General features: G+C 73.0%; 21 protein-coding genes. 18 read left to right on the top strand and 3 right to left on the bottom strand.

The window, feature by feature from the left end:
• The 5 genes from ABZ621_RS08250 to ABZ621_RS08230 all read left to right on the top strand — a co-directional run bounded on the left by ABZ621_RS08250 (position 1) and on the right by ABZ621_RS08230 (position 5,001).
• Positions 1–993 carry an ABC transporter ATP-binding protein gene (locus ABZ621_RS08250; RefSeq protein WP_360601935.1) on the top strand — a complete coding sequence of 331 codons (993 nt, stop codon included), beginning with the start codon at positions 1–3 and terminating at the stop codon, positions 991–993.
• Positions 990–2,132, top strand: a complete 1,143-nt coding sequence (locus ABZ621_RS08245; RefSeq protein ID WP_360601933.1) for an oligopeptide/dipeptide ABC transporter ATP-binding protein — start codon at positions 990–992, stop codon at positions 2,130–2,132. The genes ABZ621_RS08250 and ABZ621_RS08245 overlap by 4 nt, the downstream gene beginning before the upstream one ends.
• A 70-nt stretch (positions 2,133–2,202) precedes the next feature.
• Complete coding sequence (locus ABZ621_RS08240) at positions 2,203–2,880, top strand: trimeric intracellular cation channel family protein (RefSeq protein WP_360601931.1); 678 nt, start codon at positions 2,203–2,205, stop codon at positions 2,878–2,880.
• A gap of 23 nt (positions 2,881–2,903) precedes the next feature.
• The gene (locus ABZ621_RS08235) at positions 2,904–3,767 is read left to right on the top strand and encodes a thioesterase family protein (protein WP_360601929.1); all 864 of its coding nucleotides are present in this window, start codon (positions 2,904–2,906) and stop codon (positions 3,765–3,767) included.
• Between the two features lie 70 nt (positions 3,768–3,837).
• Positions 3,838–5,001, top strand: coding sequence for a cysteine desulfurase family protein (locus ABZ621_RS08230; RefSeq protein ID WP_360601927.1), 1,164 nt, complete (start codon positions 3,838–3,840; stop codon positions 4,999–5,001).
• Here the strand turns inward: ABZ621_RS08230 and ABZ621_RS08225 are convergent.
• Entirely contained in the window at positions 4,994–5,701 is a 708-nt protein-coding gene (locus tag ABZ621_RS08225; protein WP_360601925.1) for an N-acetylmuramoyl-L-alanine amidase, read from the bottom strand. The genes ABZ621_RS08230 and ABZ621_RS08225 overlap by 8 nt on opposite strands.
• A 61-nt stretch (positions 5,702–5,762) precedes the next feature.
• On the opposite strand from ABZ621_RS08225, the gene mnmA reads away from it, so the two are divergent.
• Positions 5,763–6,887 (top strand): tRNA 2-thiouridine(34) synthase MnmA, encoded by a 1,125-nt coding sequence (gene mnmA / locus ABZ621_RS08220; RefSeq protein ID WP_360601924.1) that lies wholly within the window; start codon positions 5,763–5,765, stop codon positions 6,885–6,887.
• Positions 6,888–6,905: 18 nt separating this feature from the next.
• Here mnmA and ABZ621_RS08215 read toward each other — a convergent pair whose 3' ends face one another.
• Positions 6,906–7,493: an alpha/beta fold hydrolase gene (locus ABZ621_RS08215; protein ID WP_360601922.1), complete on the bottom strand. Its 588-nt coding sequence runs from the start codon at positions 7,491–7,493 to the stop codon at positions 6,906–6,908.
• Between the two features lie 135 nt (positions 7,494–7,628).
• On the opposite strand from ABZ621_RS08215, the gene ABZ621_RS08210 reads away from it, so the two are divergent.
• The 12 genes from ABZ621_RS08210 to gatB all read left to right on the top strand — a co-directional run bounded on the left by ABZ621_RS08210 (position 7,629) and on the right by gatB (position 21,121).
• On the top strand, positions 7,629–8,162 hold the full coding sequence (locus ABZ621_RS08210) for a TIGR00730 family Rossman fold protein (protein ID WP_360601920.1): 534 nt from the start codon (positions 7,629–7,631) through the stop codon (positions 8,160–8,162).
• An 89-nt stretch (positions 8,163–8,251) separates the two neighbouring features.
• Entirely contained in the window at positions 8,252–8,680 is a 429-nt protein-coding gene (locus tag ABZ621_RS08205; RefSeq protein WP_360601918.1) for a hypothetical protein, read from the top strand.
• Positions 8,677–10,470 (top strand): alpha/beta hydrolase, encoded by a 1,794-nt coding sequence (locus ABZ621_RS08200; RefSeq protein ID WP_360601916.1) that lies wholly within the window; start codon positions 8,677–8,679, stop codon positions 10,468–10,470. The genes ABZ621_RS08205 and ABZ621_RS08200 overlap by 4 nt, the downstream gene beginning before the upstream one ends.
• A 104-nt stretch (positions 10,471–10,574) precedes the next feature.
• Complete coding sequence (locus ABZ621_RS08195) at positions 10,575–11,045, top strand: hypothetical protein (RefSeq protein WP_360601914.1); 471 nt, start codon at positions 10,575–10,577, stop codon at positions 11,043–11,045.
• A gap of 22 nt (positions 11,046–11,067) precedes the next feature.
• The gene (locus ABZ621_RS08190) at positions 11,068–11,757 is read left to right on the top strand and encodes an SDR family oxidoreductase (protein WP_360601912.1); all 690 of its coding nucleotides are present in this window, start codon (positions 11,068–11,070) and stop codon (positions 11,755–11,757) included.
• Positions 11,758–11,764: 7 nt separating this feature from the next.
• Positions 11,765–12,763: a methionine synthase gene (locus tag ABZ621_RS08185; RefSeq protein ID WP_360601910.1), complete on the top strand. Its 999-nt coding sequence runs from the start codon at positions 11,765–11,767 to the stop codon at positions 12,761–12,763.
• A 33-nt stretch (positions 12,764–12,796) separates the two neighbouring features.
• Entirely contained in the window at positions 12,797–14,998 is a 2,202-nt protein-coding gene (gene ligA / locus ABZ621_RS08180) for an NAD-dependent DNA ligase LigA (RefSeq protein WP_360601908.1), read from the top strand.
• 320 nt (positions 14,999–15,318) lie between these two features.
• Positions 15,319–17,427 carry a bifunctional diguanylate cyclase/phosphodiesterase gene (locus ABZ621_RS08175; RefSeq protein ID WP_360601906.1) on the top strand — a complete coding sequence of 703 codons (2,109 nt, stop codon included), beginning with the start codon at positions 15,319–15,321 and terminating at the stop codon, positions 17,425–17,427.
• Positions 17,428–17,558: 131 nt separating this feature from the next.
• Positions 17,559–17,855 (top strand): Asp-tRNA(Asn)/Glu-tRNA(Gln) amidotransferase subunit GatC, encoded by a 297-nt coding sequence (gatC, locus tag ABZ621_RS08170; protein WP_030750846.1) that lies wholly within the window; start codon positions 17,559–17,561, stop codon positions 17,853–17,855.
• Between the two features lie 2 nt (positions 17,856–17,857).
• On the top strand, positions 17,858–19,351 hold the full coding sequence (gatA, locus tag ABZ621_RS08165) for an Asp-tRNA(Asn)/Glu-tRNA(Gln) amidotransferase subunit GatA (RefSeq protein ID WP_360601904.1): 1,494 nt from the start codon (positions 17,858–17,860) through the stop codon (positions 19,349–19,351).
• Complete coding sequence (locus ABZ621_RS08160; RefSeq protein WP_356722984.1) at positions 19,348–19,593, top strand: hypothetical protein; 246 nt, start codon at positions 19,348–19,350, stop codon at positions 19,591–19,593. Before gatA ends, ABZ621_RS08160 begins: the two co-directional genes overlap by 4 nt.
• 16 nt (positions 19,594–19,609) lie before the next feature.
• The gene (gene gatB / locus ABZ621_RS08155) at positions 19,610–21,121 is read left to right on the top strand and encodes an Asp-tRNA(Asn)/Glu-tRNA(Gln) amidotransferase subunit GatB (protein WP_360601901.1); all 1,512 of its coding nucleotides are present in this window, start codon (positions 19,610–19,612) and stop codon (positions 21,119–21,121) included.
• Between the two features lie 79 nt (positions 21,122–21,200).
• Here gatB and ABZ621_RS08150 read toward each other — a convergent pair whose 3' ends face one another.
• Positions 21,201–23,252 (bottom strand): protein kinase, encoded by a 2,052-nt coding sequence (locus ABZ621_RS08150; protein ID WP_360601899.1) that lies wholly within the window; start codon positions 23,250–23,252, stop codon positions 21,201–21,203.
• Positions 23,253–23,342: the final 90 nt, after the last annotated feature.

The following is a 23,342-nucleotide window of genomic DNA, read 5'->3' as shown; positions in this document are numbered from 1 at the left end:
ATGGCACTGCTCACCGTGGACGAACTGACCGTCACCTTCGGCGGCCGCGGCCGCAAGGACGTCCGGGCGGTCAACGGCGTCTCGTTCAGCGTCGACCAGGGCCAGGTCGTCGGCCTCGTCGGCGAGTCCGGCTGCGGCAAGTCCGTGACCTCGCTCGCCCTCATGGGCCTGCTGCCCGCCAAGGGCGTCACCCTCGGCGGCCGCGCCGACCTCGACGGCACCGACCTGCTGAAGCTCGCCCCCTCGAAACTGCGCGACCTGCGCGGCCGCGAGATGGCGATGATCTTCCAGGACCCGCTGTCCTCGCTGAACCCGGTCGTCCCCATCGGCGTCCAGGTCACCGAGATCCTCCAGCGCCACCGCGGCCTGAAGGGCGAGGCCGCCCGCAAGGAGGCCGCCCACCTGCTCGACCGGGTCGGCATCCCCGACCCGGACCGGCGCCTCAAGGAGTACCCGCACCAGCTCTCCGGCGGCATGCGGCAGCGCGCGCTCATCGCCATGGCGGTCGCCTGCGCCCCCCGCCTGCTCATCGCCGACGAGCCGACCACGGCGCTCGACGTCACCATCCAGGCCCAGATCCTCGAACTCCTCAAGGAACTGGTCGACCAGGAGGGCACCGCGCTGCTGATGATCACCCACGACCTGGGTGTCGTCGCCGGCCTCTGCGACCAGGTGAACGTCCTCTACGCCGGCAAGGTCGTCGAGTCGGCCGCCCGGCGCGAGCTCTTCGCCCACCCGACGCACCCGTACACCCACGGCCTGCTCGGCTCCATCCCCCGGCTCGACGCCCCGCGCGGCGAACCGCTCCACCCGATCCGCGGGTCCATCAACGACCAGATCGCCTGGGCCGACGGCTGCGCCTTCGCCCCGCGCTGCGACCGGTACGAGATGGAGTGCCTCACCGGCACGCCCGAACTGACCGAACCGCGCGCGGCCGGCCACCGCGCCCGCTGCGCGAACCCGGTCCTCGCCACGACGGAGGTACCGGCATGAGCCTGCTCGAACTCGACGGCGTGAAGGTCCACTTCCCCGTCAAGAAGGGCATCCTCTTCGACCGCACCGTCGGCCACGTCTACGCCGTGGACGGCATCTCCCTCAAGGTCGAGGCGGGCCAGACGTACGGCCTCGTCGGCGAGTCCGGCTGCGGCAAGACCACCCTCGGGCGGGCCGTGCTGCGGCTCGTGGACGTCACCGACGGCTCCGTCGTCCTCGACGGCACCGACGTGGCGAAGCTGCCGGAGAAGGAGCTGCGCTCCTTCCGCCGCCGGCTCCAGATGGTCTTCCAGGACCCGCTGGGCAGCCTCAACCCGCGCCAGAACATCGAGTCGATCCTCAGCGAGGGCATGGCCGCGCACGGGATCGGCGCGAACCAGGACGAGCGGCGGGAGAGGATCCGGGAGATCCTCGCCAAGGTGGGCCTGCCCGCCAACAGCCTCTCCCGCTACCCGCACGAGTTCTCCGGCGGCCAGCGCCAGCGCATCGGCATCGCCCGCGCGCTGGTCCTGGAGCCCGACCTCATCATCTGCGACGAGCCGGTCTCCGCCCTCGACGTCTCCATCCAGGCGCAGGTCATCAACCTGCTCGAAGAGCTCCAGGAGTCGCTGGGCCTGACCTACCTGGTCATCGCCCACGACCTCGCCGTCGTCCGGCACATCTCGGACGTCATCGGCGTGATGTACCTCGGCTCCCTGGTCGAGGAGGCGCCGAGCGACGCGCTGTACGAGGAGCCGCTGCACCCGTACACGCGGGCGCTCATGTCGGCCGTGCCCGTCCCCGACCCGGAGGTCGAGGAGCGGCGCGAGCGGATCCTCCTCACCGGCGACCTGCCCTCCCCGGCGAACCCGCCGGCCGGCTGCCGCTTCCACACCCGCTGCCCGTGGGCCCAGCCGAAGTGCTCCCAGGAGCGCCCGGAGCTCACCGACGCGGGCGACGGCCACAAGGTGGCCTGCCACTTCACGCAGGAGATCCGGTCGGGCGAGCTCCCCATGGCGGGCGCCACCGCCACCGCCACGCCCGCGATCCCGGCCCAGTCCACGAAGGAGCCCGAGCCGGCTCCGGAGGAGCCCGCGCAGGCCTCCGAGGAGGCCGCGGCGGCCTCGGAGGAGCCCGAGGCGGCTTCCGGGCAGAAGTAGCCCGACCCGGAGAGGGCCCGGTCGCCGTGGTGCGGCCGGGCCCTTTCCGTACGCACGGCACAATTGCTCGGTGCTCCACGATCTGTTCAGCCCGTCGGTCCAACACACGCTCGACCTCATCGGCATCTTCGTCTTCGCCATCTCCGGCGCCCTCCTCGGCGTCCGGAAGAACTTCGACGTCTTCGGCATGGCCGTGCTCGCCGAGGTCACCGCGCTCGGCGGCGGCCTCCTGCGCGACCTCATCATCGGAGCCGTACCCCCGGCCGCCTTCACCGACCTCGGCTACTTCCTCATGCCGCTGGTCGCCACCGCGCTCGTCTTCTTCCTCCACCCCGAGGTGGAGCGCACGCAGACCGCCGTGAACGTCTTCGACGCGGCCGGCCTCGGCCTCTTCTGCGTGACCGGGACGACGAAGGCGTACGACTACGGGCTCGGCCTCACCTCCTCCGCGGCGCTCGGCCTCGCCACGGCCGTCGGCGGCGGCGTGCTGCGCGACGTCCTCGCCAACGAGGTGCCGTCCCTGCTCCGCTGGGACCGCGACCTCTACGCCGTGCCCGCGATCGTCGGCGCGGCCATGGTCGTCCTCTGCATCCGCTTCGAGGTCCTGAACGCCTACACCAGCGGTGCCGCCGTGCTCACCGCCTTCCTCCTGCGGCTGCTCGCGATGCGCTACCACTGGCGCGCGCCGCGCGCCTGGAACCGCCGCTCGTCCGCCCGCGAGGAGCCCGAAAAAGCTACCGCTCAGTAGTTTCCTGCTGTACCGTCGGCCGCATGAGCACGAGCACCGAGACGAGCCCCGCCGCCGAGACCGCGGCGCCCAGCGAGTTCGACCGGGACACCGCCGTCGCCCTGCGCGAGCCCGGTGTCTACGACGCCGAGCTCTCGGCCGGCTGGACGATCATCCAGGCCGTCAACGGCGGCTACCTCCTCGCCCTGCTCGGCCGCGCCCTCGGCGACCACCTGCCGCACCCCGACCCGTTCACCATCTCGGCGCACTACCTCACGCCGTCGGTGCCGGGCCCCGCGGTCATCCGCACCGAGACCGTCCGCACCGGCCGCACCCTCTCGACCGGCACCGCCTCCCTCTACCAGTACGCCGAGGACGGCACCGAGGTCGAGCGGATCCGCGTCCTCGCCTCCTACGGCGACCTCGACGCCCTCACCGACGAGGTCCGCACCAGCGCGGTCCCGCCCGCCCTCGCCCCGATCGACCGGTGCTTCAGCGCCGCCGACGGCCCGGCCCCGCCGATCCCCGGCTCCTCCGCCATCACCGACCGGCTCGACCTGCGCCTCGACCCCTCCTGCGTCGGCTGGGCCGTCGGCGCCCCCTCCGGCAAGGGCGAGATGCGCGCCTGGTTCGGCCTCGCCGACGGCCGCGAGCCCGACGCGCTCTCCCTGCTCCTCGCCGTCGACGCCCTGCCGCCGACCTCCTTCGAGCTGGGCCTCAAGGGCTGGACGCCCACCGTGGAGCTCACCACCCACGTCCGCTGCCGCCCCGCCCCCGGCCCGCTGCGGGTCTCCATCACCACCCGCAACCTCGCCGGCGGCTTCCTGGAGGAGGACGCCGAGGTCTGGGACAGCGCCGGCCGCCTCGTCGCCCAGTCCCGACAGCTGGCCCGCGCCCCGCGCGGCTGAGCCCGTACGGCGCCCCACGAGCCCGGTGCGGCGGGGAGCCCCGCACCCGGGCTCGTAGAATCGACCCACCATGGCTTACCTCGACCACGCCGCGACCACGCCCATGCTCCCCGAGGCGATCGAGGCGATGACCGCCCAGCTCGCCGTCACGGGCAACGCCTCCTCCCTGCACGCCGCCGGGCGGCGCGCCCGGCGGACCGTCGAGGAGGGCCGCGAGACGCTCGCCGCCGCGCTCGGCGCCCGCCCCAGCGAGGTGGTGTTCACCTCCGGCGGCACCGAGGCCGACAACCTCGCCGTGAAGGGCCTCTACTGGTCCCGCCGCGCCGCCGACCCGCGCCGCACCCGCGTCCTCGCCAGCCCCGTCGAGCACCACGCCGTCCTCGACGCCGTCGACTGGCTCGCCGGCCACGAGGGCGCCGACGTCGAGTACCTGCCGGTCGACGCCCACGGCAGGGTCCACCCCGAGGCGCTGCGCGAGGCGATCGCCCGCGACCCGGAGTCCGTCGCCCTCGCCACCGTGATGTGGGCCAACAACGAGATCGGCACCGTCATGCCGGTCCGCGCCCTCGCCGACACCGCCGCCGAGTTCGGCGTCCCGCTGCACGCCGACGCCGTCCAGGCCGTCGGCCAGCTCCCGGTCGACTTCGCCGCCTCCGGGCTCGCCGCCATGACCGTCTCCGGCCACAAGATCGGCGGCCCCTACGGCATCGGCGCCCTGCTCCTCGGCCGCGAGCACACCCCCGTCCCCGTGCTGCACGGCGGCGGACAGGAGCGGCACGTCCGCTCCGGCACCCTCGACGTCCCCGCCGTCGCCGCCTTCGCCACCGCCGCCCGCCTCGCCACCGAGGGGCAGGAGGCCTTCGCCCGCGAGATCGGCGCCCTGCGCGACGCGCTCGTCACCGCCGTCCGTACGGCCGTCCCCGACGCGCTCCTCGGCGGCGACCCGGCCGACCGGCTCCCCGCCAACGCCCACTTCACCTTCCCCGGCTGCGAGGGCGACTCCCTGCTCCTCCTCCTCGACGCCGCCGGCATCGCCTGCTCCACCGGCTCCGCCTGCACCGCCGGCATCGCCCAGCCCAGCCACGTCCTGCTCGCCACCGGCACCGACCCCGACCTGGCCCGCGGCACCCTCCGCTTCTCCCTCGGCCACACCTCCACCGAGGAGGACGTGAAGGCCGTCGCCGACGCCATCGGCCCCGCCGTGGAACGCGCCAGGACCGCCGGCCTCAGCTAGGGACCCGGGCCCCGGCCCGGGGCTCCGTCGCGGAGGACTTCGTGAGCTCCCGCCGCACCAGCTCCAGATACCGGTCCCAGTCCCAGTGCGGGCCGGGATCGGTGTGGTCGGTGCCCTCGACCTCGACGTGCCCGATGATGTGCTCCCGGTCCGCCGGGATGGCGTACCGCCGGCAGATGTCCGCCGTCAGCCGCGCCGAGCCCGCGTACATCTCCGGCGTGAAGTCCCGCGGCCGGTCCACGAAGCCCTCGTGCTCGATGCCGATGCTCCGCTCGTTCATGTCCCGGTTCCCGGCGTGGAAGGCCACGTCGAGCTCCCGGATCATCTGCGCCACGTGCCCGTCCTTGCGGACCACGTAGTGCGTGGCCGCCCCGTGCAGCGGATTGCGGAAGACCTTCAGCGCCGTCGCGTACGAGCCCTGCACCACGTGGATCACCACCCGGTCGATCACGTAGTCGTCCGGCCGGTCCGCCCGCCGCCAGTTCGCCTGGTGCGCGGCCGTCCACTCCGCCGCCTTGTGGTCGAGCGCCCCGTCCGTGCGCGGCTTCTCCATCCCCGGCAGCCGCCACCAGGCCCGCGCCAGCTCCTCGCGCGCCAGGACCGCCGTGCCCGCCACCGCGACGCCGCCGCCGAGCAGCACGGTGCGGCGCCGGACCCCCCGCCTCTTTCCGGCCTTCTTCGCGCCGTTCTCGCTCCCCATGCCTACCGGAACGCTCGGTCACGGCCGGACGGTTCCCGCCGCCCCGTACCCTGGTAGGGCTATGACTGAGACTCCGCGCCCCCTTCGCGTCCTCGCCGCCATGTCCGGCGGAGTGGACTCCGCCGTCGCCGCCGCCCGAGCCGTCGAGGCCGGCCACGACGTCACCGGCGTGCACCTCGCGCTCTCCGCGAACCCGCAGTCCTTCCGCACCGGAGCCCGCGGCTGCTGCACCATCGAGGACTCGCGCGACGCGCGCCGGGCCGCCGACGTCATCGGCATCCCCTTCTACGTGTGGGACCTCGCCGAACGCTTCCGCGAGGACGTCGTGGCGGACTTCGTCGCCGAGTACGAGGCGGGCCGCACGCCCAATCCGTGCCTGCGCTGCAACGAGAAGATCAAGTTCGCCGCGCTCCTCGACAAGGCGCTCGCGCTCGGCTTCGACGCCGTCTGCACCGGCCACTACGCCACCGTCGTCCTGAACGAGGACGGCACCCGCGAGCTGCACCGCGCCTCCGACATGGCCAAGGACCAGTCGTACGTGCTCGGTGTCCTCGACGAGAAGCAGCTCGCGCACGCCCTGTTCCCGCTCGGCGACACCCTCACCACCAAGGACGAGATCCGCGCGGAGGCGGAGCGGCGCGGCCTCGCGGTGGCCAAGAAGCCCGACAGCCACGACATCTGCTTCATCGCCGACGGCGACACCCAGGGCTTCCTCGCCTCCCACCTGGGCACGGCGGAGGGCGACATCGTCGACGAGTCCGGCGCGAAGCTCGGCACCCACGAGGGCGCGTACGGCTTCACCATCGGCCAGCGCAAGGGCCTGCGCATCGGCCACCCGGCCGCCGACGGCAAGCCCCGCTACGTCCTCGACATCTCGCCCGTGAACAACACGGTCACCGTCGGCCCCGCCGAGGCCCTCGACGTCACCGCCCTCACCGCGATCAAGCCCCGCTGGTGCGGCACCGCCCCCGACGGCCCCGGCCGCTACACCGCCCAGCTCCGCGCCCACGGCGGCGAGACCGAGGTGAGCGCGGCCCTGGAGGACGGCGAGCTGAGGGTCACCTTCGACGAGCCCGTCCGGGGCGTCGCCCCGGGCCAGGCCATCGTCCTCTACGCCGGCACGCGCGTCGTGGGCTCGGCGACGATCGCGACGACGGTACGGCGCACGGCCGCCGCCCCCGCGTAGCGGCGGGGACGGTCCGGCTCAGGCGACGTCGGCCGACTGCGCGACGTCCGCCACGAAGTCCATGAGGACCGGCGCCAGCACATGGGGCGCCACCTCGTGCGTCTGCCCGGTCAGCGTCCGGTGCCGGGCGCGCGGCAGCCGCGCCGACAGCTCCCGGGCCGCCCGCCGGACCGGCGCGGGGCTCGCGCCCCCGTCGACCACCAGCACGCGCGCGTGGACCTCGGGCACGGGCCGCCGCCCGTCGTACGGCGGCTCGAAGACCGAGACGGCCCCCACCGGCACGCCCGCCGCCGCGGCCGCGAGCGCGAGCACGCCGCCCGTCCCGGTGCCGTGCACCGCCGCGCCGGGGCCCGCCGCCGCCAGGACCGCCGCCAGGTCCTCGAACTCCCGCTCCAGCGCGTAGCCGCTCCCGCCGGGCCCCCGGCGGTCGTACACGTACACCGGGTGGCTCCGGGCCAGCAGCCGGGCGAGCGGCACCCCGTCCGCACCCGTCCCCGGCTCCCCGCTCACCAGCACCACCGCGGGCCGGTCCACGGCCCCCGCCCCGTACCGCGCGTACGCGATCGGCGTCCCGTCCCGTGACACGACCCTCTTCACCTCGTCCATGGCAGGGCAGACCGAAGGACGCGCCGGAACTCATCGCCGCCGCCCGGGAATTCCCGAAGAATCTTGGAACCCGCAGGTCAGGACCGTGAGGAAAACACGACCGTGGAGAACGGAGGCGTGTCCTACGGTGGCGGCATGAACATCTGCGTCTTCCTCTCCGCCGCCGACCTCGACGAGCGCTACACCGGACCCGCCCGCGACTTCGCCCGCCTCCTCGGCAAGGCCGGCCACACCCTCGTCTGGGGCGGCTCCGACACCGGACTCATGAAGGTCGTCGCGGACGGCGTCCAGGAGGCCGGCGGCCGCCTCGTCGGCGTCTCCGTCGACTTCCTCGCCGCCAAGGCCCGCCCCGGAGCCGACGAGATGACCATCACCAAGGACCTCGCCGAGCGGAAGGCGCTCCTCCTCGCCAAGTCCGACGCGATCGTCGTCATGGCCGGCGGCACCGGCACCCTCGACGAGGCCACCGAGATCCTGGAACTGAAGAAGCACGGCAAGCACGCCAAGCCCGTCGTCTTCCTCAACACCGCCGGCTTCTACGACGGCCTCAAGATCCAGTTCCGGCGCATGGAGGACGAGGGCTTCCTCCCGCGCCCCCTCGCCGACCTCGCCTTCTTCGCCGAGGACGGCCCGGCGGCACTGGCGCACCTGGAGCGACAGCTGAGCTGACCAACAGTCCGCTTCGCGATTGCGTACTCGTGGGCGAGCTCCGCTAGTGTCGTCGGGCGCATACGGCAGGCATCGGGGATCGGGGGATCGTGAGCCCTTCACAGCGTTGGCAGGACATGTTCGGGACGGTCGAGGACGGCACCCGGATGAACCTCGCCTCCACGGATCCAGGCGCCGGCCCGGGCGCGTCCGGATCAGGCAACCTCAAGCACAGCGACGGCCCCTGGACCAGCGCCTCCGGCACGGCGGGCGCCGTGCGGACCAGCACCGAGACGAGCCGCTCCGCTCTCGGCCCCGGCCACGAGGGCGTGTCGTCCGGCGCCGCCGGCCTCTCGGCGCTCGCCGCGCTCACCGCCGTACGCCGGTCGTGGGAGGACCGCCTCGCGTCCGTACGTGACGAATGCGAGGCGCTCCAGGGGACGCTGCTCGCGGTCGCGAAGGAGATGGGCGAGACCGACGCCTCGGTCAAGAGCTCCCTCGCCTCGATCGACGCCAAGCCCGGGGAGGAGAAGCGATGACCGCTCTCACCTGGCAGCAGCTGCGCGACCTCAAGACCTCCGAGCTCACCGAGGCGGGCGACTCCTGGCACCAGGTGTCGAACCGCTCGGACGCCGACCGGACCCGGGTCGATCGGGCCATGTCAGCAAAGCTCCGCGAGACGCAGGAGAGCCAGTCGGCAGAGGCGGCCCTCGGCCGGCTCAAGCGTCTCAGCCGCAACTTCCACTACTTGCACAGCGAGTGCGGCCTCGTCCGGACGACGCTCAACGGCCTCGCCGCCGACCTCGCCGAGCCGCAGACGCAGTTGAAGAACGCCCTCGCCGACGCCTCCGCCCAGGGACTCACCGTCCACGAGGACGGCTCCGTGAGCTACCCGGCCGCCGAGGTCACCGACCTGGCCGGCACCGCGAAGCAGGCCCCCGGCGGCACCGTCCGGGGCAGCGCCCGTCTCCTGCTGGAGGCACCGCCGCTCGGAAGCCCCCAAGGCGGCGGCTTCCCGGGGTTCCTGCCGCTCAACCCGAACCAGGCGAAGGCCCAGTCCGTCGCCGACCGCATCGCCCGCGCCCTGCGATCAGCCGGCGAGGTCGACGCCCGGTACGCCAAGACCCTTTCCGGCCTGAAGGCGGAGAAGGGCCTCGACGTCACCGAGGCCACCCTGAAGGACGTCCGCCAGGACACCGCGGACGTGCGCGGCACGGCCGGCATGTACCTCGGCGAGGACGTGCCGACCGACAAGAGCCCCGCCGAGCGGAAGAAGTGGTGGGACGGCCTGACGGACGAGCAGCGCGAGGAGTACCTGGAGGTCGCCCCGGACCTGGTCGGCGGCCTCGACGGCATCCCGGCCACCGCCCGCGACGAGGCCAACCGCACGTACCTGCCGATCCTCATGGACGAGCTGGCCCGGGAGGGCGGCGACGACGCGAAGACGAAGCTGGACGCCCTGCGCGGCATCCAGGAGAAGCTGAACGCGCCGAGCGACCCGCCGATGTTCCTCCTCGGCATCGGCGACGAGGGCAACGGCCGCGCGATCGTCGCGTACGGCAACCCGGACACGTCGAGGAACGTCTCGGCGTACGTGCCCGGTCTGGGGACGAAGCTGAACCAGGAGTTCGTCGACGACACGATGAAGCGGGCCCAGGACACGGCCGTCGGGGCCCGCGACGTGGACCCCTCCAGCGCCGCGATCATCTGGCTCGGCTACGACGCCCCGCAGCACGTGGACGTCATGACGAGGGGCGACGCTCAGCGGGGCGCCCCGGCGTACAACGAGTTCATGGCGGGGCTCTCGGCGACCAATCAGAACGCGGATCCCCATGTGACGGCGATCGGCCATTCCTACGGTTCGCTCACTGTGGGAACGGCCGCGCAGCAGTCCGGCGGCATCCCGGGCGCGGACGACATCATCCTCCTCGGCAGCCCCGGAGTGGACGCGCAGAAGGCCGAGGAACTCGGGGTCGGCAAGGACCACGTCTTCGTCGGCGCCGCCGACAACGACCCGGTCACCCACCTCCCGACCAAGGGCGAGGCGGCCATGGGCTGGTTGACGTCGGGGCCGCTGGGCGTGCTGGTCTCCCGTGACCTCTTCGACATCGGCGATGACGACGTGTACTTCGGCAAGGACCCGGCGAGCGAGGCGTTCGACGCCCGCCGCTTCAAGGTCGACGACGGGCCCGCGATGTTCCGGGAGCTCGGCGGCTTCGATGCCCACTCCCAGTACTTCACGCCGGATCTCGACCGGCAGTCCGCGGAGAACATCGCCCTGATCGTCGGCGGGCGATCCGAGGCGATCACGACAGAGGAGCACCGATGAACGTACTGGGGAGGATCACGCGCGTGGCCGCCGCCGTGATCATGACGGGCGCGGTGCTCGCGGGGTGTGCGGGTCAGGATGGCAACGGACGGGCGAGGAGCAATATGAACATGCAGGAAGCGGCGGACCGCGCGGACGCCATCCTGGACGGGACGCTGAAGGCCGTCGAACCCGAGGTCCAGTGGACGCACCACACCTGGACCAGCGGAAGCTGTACGGTCACGCGGCGGCGGAAGGTGATGACGATCATCTCCGAGGAACGGCGGGGCAACTTCCTGGGCGTCATCGAGCGTCACTGGAAGCAGAGCGGCTACGAGATCTCCGGTGTGAATGCCAGCAGGGAGATGCCGGCGATCTTCGCCAAGACCTCCGACGGCTTCCAGGTTTCCTTGAGCGTCAAGTACAAGGGGCAGGCGGTCTTCACGGTCGACACCCCGTGCGTCGAGAAGTCCGACGTCGCCGAGCCGACCACCGAACCAAACGGCCCCGCCTACCCCTACGGCAAGATCCCCACCCCCAACGTCCGCTCCGACTTCTGGTCCGGCACCACGCCCGCCCCCGCCCCCTCCTCCTGAGCGCAGGTGGGACCATGGCCCCATGGCTACTCATGTGATCACCGGGGCCGGTTCCGGCATCGGCGCGGCCGTCGCGCGGCGGCTGCACGCGCGCGGGGACGAGCTCGTGCTGCACGCGCGCGACGCGGGGCGGGCGAAGGAGCTGGCGGCGGAGTTCCCCGGCGCCCGGACGCTCGTCGGGGACCTGGCGGACCCGGACCGGCTCTCCTGGGCGTTCTCGCACCAGAGCCTGCCCGACCGGGTCGACTCGCTGCTGCACATCGCCGGCGTCGTCGACCTCGGCGGGGTCGGGGAGCTGACGCCCAAGGCCTGGCACCACCAGCTGAACGTCAACCTGGTCGCCCCCGCCGAGCTGACCCGGCACTTCCTGCCGCAGCTCCGCCTCTCCCAGGGGCACGTCCTCTTCGTGAACTCCGGCGCCGGGCTCAACGCGCACGCCGAGTGGGGCGCGTACGCCGCCTCCAAGCACGGCCTGAAGGCGCTCGCCGACTCGCTGCGCCACGAGGAGCACGGCAACGGCGTCCGCGTCACCTCCGTCTACCCCGGCCGCACCGCCAGCCCCATGCAGGCCAAGGTGCACCAGCAGGAGGGCAAGGAGTACGACCCCGCGCGGTGGATCGACCCCGAGTCCGTGGCGACCACCATCGTGATGGCCCTCGACCTCCCGCGCGACGCCGAGGTCAACGACCTGACGGTCCGTCCGGGACGGTAGCGGCGCCATGAACGACATCGCACAGTGGGGCCCCGCCACCGGCGTCGGGTCCCTGCCCGGCGGCGACGCCCGCGAGGCCGCCAAGACCGTCACCGGCTCCTTCGAGGACTTCCCCTTCCTCGCCGAACTGCCCGCCCGGGGCCCCGGCGCCGACATGATCGGCCGCACCCTCGGCATGCTCGTCGACCTGTACGCGCACGTGGAGCCCAGCGGCTGGCGGATCAGCGACCGGCCCGGCCGCGACACCCGCCGCGCCCGCTCCTGGCTCGGCGAGGACCTCGACGCCCTGGAGGAGTTCACCCAGGGGTACGAGGGCCCGCTCAAGGTCCAGGCCGTCGGCCCGTGGACGCTCGCCGCCGCCCTGGAACTCCGCGGCGGAGAGGCCGCCCTGGGCGACGCCGGTGCCTGCCGCGACCTCGCCGCCTCCCTCGCCGAGGGCCTGCGCGAGCACCTCGCCGACGTCGCCAAGCGCGTCCCCGGGGCCAGGATCGTGCTCCAGCTCGACGAGCCCTCGCTGACCGCCGTGCTCCTCGGCCAGGTCCGTACGGCCTCCGGCTACCGCACCCACCGGGCCGTCGACCGGCAGGTCGTCGAATCCGCCCTGCGGGACGTGATCGCCGCCCACGACGGGCCCGTCACCGTCCACTCCTGCGCCCCCGGCGTGCCCTTCGGGCTGCTGCGCCGGGCCGGGGCCGCCGGCGTCTCGTTCGACTTCGGCCTGCTCACCGAACGTGACGAGGAGCCGATCGGCGAGGCCGTCGAGGCCGGCACGAAGCTCTTCGCCGGTGTGGTGCCGTCCACCGACACGGCATTGTCCGACCCGGGAGGTAGCGTCATGGGTGTCAGGACGCTGTGGCGCAGGCTGGGGCTGAATCCGGGGACTCTCGCCGAGTCCGTGGTCGTCACCCCCACGTGCGGGCTCGCGGGCGCCTCGCCCGCGTACGCCCGGGCGGCGCTCGCCCACTGCGCCCGGGCGGCGAGATCGCTCGCGGACAACCCAGAGTGACCGGGTTCTGAAGGCACGGGAGGACGGACGAAGGTGGCAGTCGAACAGGGGGCCCTGCCCGGCGGAGAGGCGGTCGTGCCCGCGGAGGCACGCGAGAAGCACGCCGAGCTCGCCGAGCAGGTCGAGGAGCACCGCTTCCGGTACTACGTGAAGGACCAGCCGGTCGTCAGCGACGCGGAGTTCGACACGCTCCTGCGCGCCCTGGAGGCGCTGGAGGAGGAGTACCCGGAGCTGCGCACGCCCGACTCGCCGACCCAGAAGGTGGCGGGGCAGTACGAGACCGACTTCGCCTCCGTCGAGCACCGCGAGCGCATGCTCTCGCTGGACAACGCCTTCGACGACGAGGAGCTGGCGACCTGGGCGGAGCGCGTCGCCCGGGACGTCGGCACCCCCGACTTCCACTTCCTGTGCGAACTCAAGGTCGACGGCCTCGCCGTCAACCTCACCTACGAGCACGGCCGGCTCACCCGCGCCGCCACCCGCGGCGACGGCCGTGCCGGCGAGGACATCACGCCCAACGTGCGGACGATCGCCGACATCCCCGAGCGCCTCCAGGGCGACCGGATCCCAGAGCTCGTAGAGGTCCGCGGCGAGGTCTACTTCCCGATGGAGGCCTTCGAGGCGCTCAACGCCCGCCTGGTGGAGGCCGGCGACAAGCCCTTCGCCAACCCGCGCAACGCGGCCGCCGGCTCGCTGCGCCAGAAGGACCCCAAGGTCACCGCCACCCGCCCGCTCCACATGGTCGTGCACGGCATCGGCGCCCGCGACGGCTTCGAGATCACCCGGCTCTCGGAGGCGTACGGGCTCCTGCACGAGTGGGGCCTGCCCACCTCCACGCACAACAAGGTCGTCGCCGGTCTCCCCGAGGTGCGCGAGTTCATCGCGTACTACGGGGAGAACCGCCACTCCGTCGCCCACGAGATCGACGGCGTCGTCGTCAAGCTCGACGAGATCCCGCTCCAGGGCCGGCTCGGCTCCACCGCGCGCGCCCCGCGCTGGGCCATCGCCTGGAAGTACGCCCCGGAGGAGGTCAACACCAGGCTCGTCGACATCAAGGTCGGCGTCGGCCGCACCGGCCGCGTCACCCCGTACGCCCAGGTCGAGCCGGTCACCGTGGCCGGCTCCGAGGTCGAGTTCGCCACCCTCCACAACCAGGAGGTGGTGAAGGCCAAGGGCGTCCTCATCGGCGACACCGTGGTGCTCCGCAAGGCCGGCGACGTCATCCCGGAGATCCTCGGCCCGGTCGTCGACCTGCGGGACGGCACCGAGCGGGAGTTCGTGATGCCGGCCGACTGCCCCGAGTGCGGCACCGCGCTGAAGCCGATGAAGGAGGGCGACATCGACCTCCGCTGTCCGAACGCCCGGACCTGCCCGGCCCAGCTGCGCGAGCGGGTCGAGTTCCTCGCCGGCCGCCAGTGCCTGGACATCGAGAACTTCGGCGCGGTGGCCGCCGCCGCCCTCACCCGGCCCCTGGAGCCCGCCGAGCCGCCGCTGACCGACGAGGGCGACCTCTTCGACCTCACCATCGAGCAGCTGCTGCCGGTCAAGGCGTACGTCCTCGACGCCGACTCGGGGCTGCCCAAGCGGGACCCGAAGACCGGCGAGGAGAAGATCGTCACCGTCTTCGCCAACCAGAAGGGCGAGCCGAAGAAGAACGCCCTCGCGATGCTGGCGCACATCGAGGCCGCCAAGACCCGCCCGCTCGCCCGCTTCATCAACGGCCTCTCCATCCGCCACGTCGGCCCCGTCGCCGCCGAGGCGCTCGCCCGCGAGTTCCGCTCCCTGGAGCGGATCGAGCAGGCCACCGAGGAGGAGCTGGCCGCGGTCGACGGGGTCGGCGGCATCATCGCCGCCGCCGTGAAGCAGTGGTTCGCCGAGGAGTGGCACCGCGAGATCGTGCGGAAGTGGCGCGCCGCCGGCGTCACCCTGGAGGACGAGGGCGCCGGGGAGGACGAGGGGCCGCGTCCGCTGGAGGGTCTGACGGTCGTCGTGACCGGCACCCTGGAGCAGTTCACCCGGGATGGCGCAAAAGAATCGCTCCAGAGCCGCGGAGCCAAGGTCACCGGTTCCGTTTCCAAGAAGACGAGCTTCGTCGTGGTGGGGGAGAACCCGGGCTCCAAGTACGACAAGGCGATGCAGCTGAAGGTTCCGGTTCTGGACGAGGAAGGCTTCAAGATCCTGCTCGAACAGGGTCCCGAGGCCGCTCGCGAGGTCGCACAGCCGGTCGAGGAGTAGCCCTCGGAAGCCCCTTCCCGCCCCAAGAAGCTCACCCGTTCGGCGCATACCAGATCGTTACGGGTGGCCAGGTCGCATTCGGGCAAGAGAGGGAGAGCGCTGCCCCTCGGCGCCCTCGGCGGCCTAGTGTGGTGACCGTGCGTCTCGTCCCGCACCGCCGCGCGAGGGCTCGCGCGGCCGTGCGACAGGACGAACGGCCCCGCTCGTACGCCCCGCCCCGAAGCCGGCGGGGCGTACGAGCGGCGGCCGGACGCCACCACGGCCGCCTCGCCGCGGCCCATCGGACAGCGACGGCACCGCCGCCTGTGAGAGGGACGGGAATGGAACCGACCGAGAGTGCCGCACCGGTGTCACGGCCGCGTGGCCGGGTGCTCCCCGCAGGCTTCACCGGCCTGCCGGCCGCCGTGCTGGGCACGGCCGCCGCCGTGCTCGTCACCGGCCTCCAGCGGGCCCTGACCTCCGGCCACCCGCTCTTCCCCGGCGGCGTCGCCGGCTGGTCCCTCGCCCTCCTCACCGGGCTCATCGTCGGCCACCTCGTCGCCCTCGGCCGCGAGCGCTGGTGGGGCGGCACCGGCTCCGGCGCCGCCCTCACCCTCGCCGTCCTGCTCCTGTACGGCTGGGTCCCCGCCGGACTCGTCTCGCTCACCGTCGTCGTCCTCGTCAGCGCCGCCCGCCGGCACCGCTGGCGACAGGGCCTGCTGCACGGCGCCGCCGACATCCTCGGCGTCGGCGCCGCCGCCCTCGTCCTCGCCCTCTTCGACGACGTCCCCAGCGTCGACAGCCCCTGGCAGCCGCTCGACTGGGGGATCGCCGACGCCCCGGAGATCGTCCTCGCGGCCGGCGCCTACCTCCTCGCGACCCGGCTGCTGCTGTGGTACACCCTCGCCCCGCCCGGCCGCGGCCTGCCCACCGTCGCCCGCACCGCGCTCCTGCGCCAGGGGCTCGTCGCCGTCGCCCTGCTCGGCATCGCCCCGCTGATCTGCGTCGTCGCCGCCGCCCGCCCGGTCCTCCTGCCGCTCTTCGCGATCCCGCTGATCGCCCTCGACTCCACCCTCTGGATCGCCCGCGCCCGCGCCGAGGAACAGCTCAAGGACCCGCTCACCGGCCTCCCCAACCGCCAGTGGCTCCTGGAGCGCACCTGGACGGCCCTGGAGGACGCCGAGGAGGAGGCCCGCGCCGCCCTCGTCCTCATCGACCTGGACCGCTTCCGCTCCGTCAACGACACCCTCGGCCACCTCGCCGGCGACCGGCTCCTCCTCCAGATCGCCGACCGGCTCCGCCTCGCCCTGCCGCGCGGCGCCGAGGCCGCCCGGCTCGGCGGCGACGAGTTCGCCGTCCTGCTGCCCGTCGCCGACTCCACCACCAGCGCCCAGCGGGTCGCCCGCCACCTCGTCGCCGAGCTCTCCTCCCCGCTCGACCTCGACGGCCTCGTCCTCGTCCTGGAGGCCAGCGCCGGCGTCGCCGTCTACCCCGACCACGCCCGCGACGCCGAGGGCCTGCTGCGCCGCGCCGACGTCGCCATGTACCAGGCCAAGCGCGACCGCACCGGCGTCGAGGTGTACGAGTCCAAGCGCGACTCCAACACCCCCGACCGCCTCGGCCTCCTCGGCGACCTGCGCCGCGCCCTGGACGCCGGCGAGGTCGAGCTCCACTACCAGCCGAAGGTCCGCTTCGACGGCCAGGTCGCCGGCCTGGAGGCCCTCGTCCGCTGGGTCCACCCGGAGCGAGGAAAGGTTCCACCGGACGAGTTCATCGCCATCGCCGAGTCCTCCGGCCTGATGCCGCACCTCACCGAGTACGTCCTGGAGACCGCCCTCGCCCAGGTCGCCCGCTGGCGCGCCCAGGGCCTGGAGGTGCCCGTCGCCGTCAACGTCTCGCCGCGCGACGTCCACACCCCCGGCTTCGCCGGCGCCGTCGCCGCCCGCCTCGCCCGCCACGGCGTCCCGGCCGGCTCCCTGCAGCTGGAGATAACGGAACACGTCCTCCTCGAGGACCCGCAGCGCGCTGCCGACACCCTCAACGGCCTCACCGGCCACGGCGTCAAGATGTCCCTGGACGACTTCGGCACCGGCTACTCCTCCCTCGTCCACCTGCGCCGGCTCCCGGTCAGCGAGCTGAAGATCGACCGCTCCTTCGTCGCCCGGCTGGCCGTCGACACCGAGGACGCCGAGATCGTCCGCTGCACCGTCGACCTCGCCCACTCCCTCGGCCTGCTCGTCGTCGCCGAGGGCGTCGAGGACGACGAGACCTGGGAGCGGCTGCGCGACCTGGGCTGCGACGCCGTCCAGGGCTGGCTGGTCTCGGCCGCCATGCCGCCCGCCGAGACCACCGCCTGGCTGCTCGCCCGCGGCGAGCACGGCTGGCGCCGGGCGGTCGACATCGCCCCCGTGACCGAGCAGGCCCCGGCCCCCGGACACGTCGTGCAGTGATCAGGAGGCCCCCTGGGGCCCCCTCGCCGCCCGGGCGAGGGGGCCGTCCGGGCGGACCGTTTCACGGGGAGGGGCGCGGGCCCCATAGGATTGGGCCCCACACCATCAGACTCACCCCAGAGGATCGCTGCATGCCTGGCATCACGCGCGAGGAGGTCGCACACCTCGCTCGGCTGGCGCGTCTGGAACTCGCCGAAGAGGAACTCGACCACTTCGCCGGTCAGCTCGACGACATCATCGGCGCGGTCGCCCGCGTCTCCGAGGTCGCCGAGCAGGACGTCCCGCCGACCTCCCACCCGCTGCCGCTGACGAACGTCATGCGCGCGGACGAGGTCCGCCCTTCGCTCACCCCCGCGCAGGCGCTCTCCGGCGCCCCCGCCCAGGAACAGCAGCGTTTCAAGGTGCCGCAGATCCTGGGGGAGGACTGATCATGACGGACATCATCAAGCTCACCGCCGCCGAGACCGCCGCGAAGATCGCTTCCGGCGAGCTGACCGCGGTCGAGGTCACCGAGGCCCACCTGGCCCGCATCGACGCCGTCGACGAGAAGGTCCACGCCTTCCTGTACGTCGACCGCGAGGGCGCCCTCGCGCAGGCCCGCGCCGTCGACGAGAAGCGCGCCCGCGGCGAGAAGCTCGGCCCGCTGGCCGGCGTCCCGCTGGCCCTCAAGGACATCTTCACGACCCAGGGCGTGCCCACCACGGTCGGCTCGAAGATGCTGGAGGGCTGGATCCCGCCGTACGACGCCACGCTGGTCAAGCGCCTCAAGGCCGCCGACGTCGTCATCCTCGGCAAGACCAACATGGACGAGTTCGCCATGGGCTCCTCCACCGAGAACAGCGCCTACGGCCCGACCGGCAACCCCTGGGACCTCACCCGGATCCCCGGCGGCTCCGGCGGCGGCTCCTCGGCCGCGCTCGCGGCCTTCCAGGCCCCGCTGGCCATCGGCACGGACACCGGCGGCTCGATCCGCCAGCCCGCCGCCGTCACCGGCACCGTCGGCGTCAAGCCGACCTACGGCTCGGTCTCCCGCTACGGCATGGTGGCCTTCTCCTCCTCCCTCGACCAGGGCGGCCCCTGCGCCCGCACGGTCCTGGACGCGGCCCTGCTGCACGAGGCGATCGCCGGCCACGACCCGCTGGACTCCACCTCCATCGACCTGCCGGTCCCGCCGGTGGTCGAGGCCGCCCGCAACGGCTCGGTGGCCGGGATGCGCGTCGGCGTCGTCAAGCAGTTCCGCGGCGAGGGCTACCAGGCCGGCGTCATGCAGCGCTTCGACGAGTCCGTCGAGCTGCTGAAGGAGCTGGGCGCCGAGGTCGTCGAGCTGGACTGCCCGACCTTCGACCTGGCGCTCTCGGCGTACTACCTGATCGCGCCGTCCGAGTGCTCGTCCAACCTGGCCCGCTTCGACGGCCTGCGCTACGGCCTGCGGGCCGGCGACGACGGCACCCGCTCCGCCGAGGACGTCACCGCCCTGACCCGCGAGGCCGGCTTCGGCCCCGAGGTGAAGCGCCGCATCATCCTCGGCACGTACGCGCTCAGCTCCGGCTACTACGACGCGTGGTTCGGCTCGGCCCAGAAGGTCCGCACCCTCATCACCCGCGAGTTCGAGAAGGCCTTCGAGCAGGTCGACGTGATCGTCTCCCCGACGACCCCGACCACCGCCTTCCCGATCGGCGAGCGCGCCGACGACCCGATGGCGATGTACCTCGCGGACCTGTGCACCATCCCGACCAACCTCGCCGGCAACGCCGCCATGTCGCTGCCCTGCGGCCTGGCGCCGGAGGACGGTCTCCCGGTCGGGCTGCAGATCATCGCCCCCGCCATGCAGGACGACCGGCTCTACAAGGTCGGTGCCGCCGTCGAGGCCGCTTTCGTGGAAAAGTGGGGTCACCCGCTGATCGAGGAGGCTCCGTCGCTGTGAGTACCAGTGCACTGCAGAAGGCCAAGGGCTTCAAGAAGTCCAAGACCGGTACGTACCTGTCCATGGGCACCACCGCTTTCGGCGCCGTCGCCGTGACGAAGCAGATCAAGAAGGCCCGCGCCGAGCACGACACGCTGAAGCTCGTCGACGCCGTCGTGTCCGCCGCCGCCATCGTCACCGGCCTCGCGATCCTGTACCGCGAGCTGAAGCGCCTCGGCGACGACGACGTCCTGCTGGGCTGAGAGGGAAAGTTCCACCGTGACTGTCACTGAACTGCTGTCGTACGAGGCGGCACTGGCCTCGTTCGACCCCGTCATGGGCCTGGAGGTCCATGTCGAGCTCGGCACGAAGACCAAGATGTTCTGCGGCTGCTCGACCGAGCTGGGCGCCGAGCCCAACGCGCAGACCTGCCCGACCTGCCTCGGCCTGCCCGGCGCGCTGCCGGTCGTGAACGAGATCGGCGTCGAGTCCGCCATCAAGATCGGCCTCGCGCTGCACTGCGAGATCGCCGAGTGGTGCCGCTTCGCCCGGAAGAACTACTTCTATCCGGACATGCCGAAGAACTTCCAGACCTCCCAGTACGACGAGCCCATCGCCTTCGACGGCTACCTGGACGTCCAGCTGGAGGACGGCGAGGTCTTCCGCGTGGAGATCGAGCGCGCCCACATGGAGGAGGACACCGGCAAGTCCACCCACATCGGTGGCGCGACCGGCCGCATCCACGGCGCCTCGCACTCGCTGCTCGACTACAACCGGGCCGGCATCCCGCTGATCGAGATCGTCACCAAGCCGATCGTCGGCGCCGGCGAGCGGGCCCCCGAGGTCGCCAAGGCGTACGTGGCCGAGCTGCGCGAGCTGATCCGCGCCCTGGGCGTCTCCGAGGCGCGCATGGACCAGGGCCAGATGCGCTGCGACGTCAACCTGTCGCTGATGCCGAAGGGTTCCGAGACCTTCGGCACCCGCTCGGAGACGAAGAACGTCAACTCGCTCCGTTCGGTGGAGCGGGCGGCGCGCTTCGAGATCCAGCGCCACGCGGCGGTCCTGGAGTCCGGCGGCACGATCGTGCAGGAGACCCGTCACTTCCACGAGGACGACGGCTCCACCACCTCCGGCCGCATCAAGGACAACGCCGAGGACTACCGCTACTTCCCCGAGCCGGACCTGGTCCCGGTCGCCCCGGCCCGCGAGTGGGTCGAGGAGCTGCGCAAGGGCCTCCCGGAGCTGCCGCGGGTGCGCCGCAACCGGCTGCGCGAGGAGTGGGGCGTCTCCGAGCAGGAGATGCAGTCCATCCTCAACGCGGGCGCGGTCGACCCGATCGTCGCCACGATCGAGGCGGGCGCGGACGCGGCCTCGGCCCGCAAGTGGTGGATGGGCGAGCTGGCCCGCAACGCCAACGAGAAGGGCGTCTCCCTGGAGGAGCTGCCCATCACGCCGGCGGACGTGGCCCGGGTCTCGGCCCTGGTCACCGGCGGCGACCTCAACGACAAGCTGGCCCGCCAGGTCATCGAGGGCGTCCTCGCCGGCGAGGGCACCCCGGACGAGGTCGTCGAGAAGCGCGGTCTGAAGGTCGTCTCCGACGACGGCGCGCTCGGCGCGGCCGTCGACGAGGCCATCGCGGGCAACGCGGCCATCGCCGACAAGATCCGGGGCGGCAAGGTCGCGGCGGTCGGCGCGCTGGTCGGCGCGGTCATGAAGGCCACCCGTGGCCAGGCCGACGCGGCGAAGGTCAAGGACCTGATCCTGGAGAAGCTGGGCGTCAGCGAGGGCTGACCCTCTGCCCGTCCGCGCATGAGAGCGGCCCCGCACCGGAGTTGTCCGGTGCGGGGCCGCTCTTCCGTGCGCGGACGGGCTACCGCTTCAGCATCGGGGCGGCGATGACGCCGTTGCCCGAGTCGGTGCAGGTCGCCTCGACCTTGAGCCGCAGCCGCAGGGCGCCCTCGACCTTCAGGGAGGCGTCGATGGGCTTGCCGAGGTCCACGGTCTCGTTGAAGAGGGCGGGCTTGTCGTCGATGGAGACGATGATCCGCGCGGTCTCGATGCTGGAGCCGTCGTCGACGCCGGCCGTGAAGGTGAAGGTCTTCCACTCCCGGTTGAGGTCGTACTCGACGTAGGCACCGCTGTAGCAGTCGCCGATCAGGGCGGCCCCGTACTCCTTCGTGTTGATCTTGGCGCTGCCGATCTCGAAGTCGTCGGGGTCGCTGACGGAGGCGAGGGTGGTGAGGTCGGCCTCGGTCGCGTCCGGCACCTGGCCGGGGTCGACGGTCGGGCTGCCGCTCTCGGTCGGCGCCTCGGTGCTCGGTTCCGCGGTCGGGGACTCGGTCGTCGGCTCCGCGGTGGGCGCCTCGGTGGTCGGCTCCTCCGTGGGGGCCTCGGTGGTCGCCGAGGTCGAGGTGGTGGTGCTCGGGCCGGCCTGGTCGTTCTTGGCGTCCTTAGCGTCGCGGTCGCCGAGCAGCCGGATGCCGACCACGGCGAGGACGGCGACCAGGAGGACGCCGGCGACGGCACCGATCAGCGGTCCCTTGCGACGCCTGCGCGGCTCCGGAGACCGCTGCGGCAGGGATCCGGTCGGTCCGCCGGGCCCGCCGACGGTGGGCATACCGGCCGTCGGAGGCCCGAACCCCTGGCCGCCGTAGCCGGGCCCGCCGTACGCGGGGACGCCGGCGGTCGGCGGACCGTACGCGCCCTGCCCGGCGTCGTACCCGACGGGCGCGGCCGGAGCGGGCGCGGGAGCGGGCGCCGACGCGGAGACCTGCGGCCGGACCGGCTGGGCGGGCGGGGGAGTGGGTGCCGTTTCCTGGACCGGCGGGGCCGCCGCGGCCGGCTGGGCGGGGGGCTCGGCCGGCGGGGGGCCCACGGGCGGGGCGACCGGGAGCGGAGGCACGGCCGGCGCGTCGGCCGGACGCGGCGGGACGGCGTCCTGAGGGGCCGCGTCCTGAGGGGCCGCGTCCTGCGGCGTGGCGTCCTTCGGCGGTGCGTCCTGCGGGGTCGCCGGGCGGGAGGTCGTCGTCGTGGAGACGACCCCGTGCCGGACCTCCTTGACCCACGCCGACAGCGACAGCGGCCGCCTGTCCGCGTCGGCCGCCGCGATGGCCAGCACCTTCCGGCGCTGCTCCTCGGAGAGCCCGGCGATCTGCGGCACCGTGCCGAAGGCGGCCGCCAGCTGCTCGGGCGTGGCCGGCGGGGACTGGCCGCTCAGCAGGAAGTAGGCGATGGCCCCGAAGGCGTACCGGTCGGTGGCCGGCGTCCGCTTGCCCTCGAAGATCTCCGGCGCCGCGTAGCCCGGCGTGAACCACACCTCGGCGGTCTGGTGGTCGGCGGTCAGCTTGCTGAGGCCGAAGTCGACGAGGGTGGCCTGGCCGTGCTCGTCGACCATCACGTTGCCCGGCGAGAGGTCGCCGTGGACGACGGTCCGGCCGGACGGCGTGGCCTTCCCGGAGTGCAGCCAGTCGAGGACGTCCGCGAGCTGTTCGAGCGTCCGCATGACCTCGCGCCGCTCGGCGTGGGTGGTCAGGGTCCGCTCGGCGCGCCAGTCGCGCAGGTCGAGGCCGTCGACGTGGTTCATGACGAGGACGAGGGCCCGGCCGGTGAGGGTGCCGGACTCGCCGGCCGCGTGGATGGGCGGTCCCTGGAAGTGCTCGCGCACGCCGACGACCCCGGGCCGGCTGACGAACCGCAGCAGCTCGGCCTGCTCGTTCCACTTGCGGCTGACCCGCTCGAAGATCTCGGGCGTGATCGTCGTCTTCGAGTCGAGGACCTTGACGACGACGGGCTCGGTGCCACCCGCGAGCTCGATCTCCGCGAGATAGAGCACGGCCTCGCCGCCGCGTCCGATGGAGCGGAGCAACCGGTAGCGGTCCGGCGCGGAATCGGGTCCGATGTGGTGTGCCGACTTGCTCAACATTCCCCCAGGGCACAGTGAATGACAGGAGATCAGCTTGCCGTTCGGGGGAGTCGGGGGTCAACCGAGGTGCGTGACGGCGCCCCGCGCCGG

It is taken from the genome of Streptomyces sp. NPDC007863 (assembly GCF_040633895.1).
Taxonomy (GTDB): Bacteria; Actinomycetota; Actinomycetes; order Streptomycetales; family Streptomycetaceae; genus Streptomyces.
This window is presented reverse-complemented; position numbering and strand designations above follow the sequence as displayed.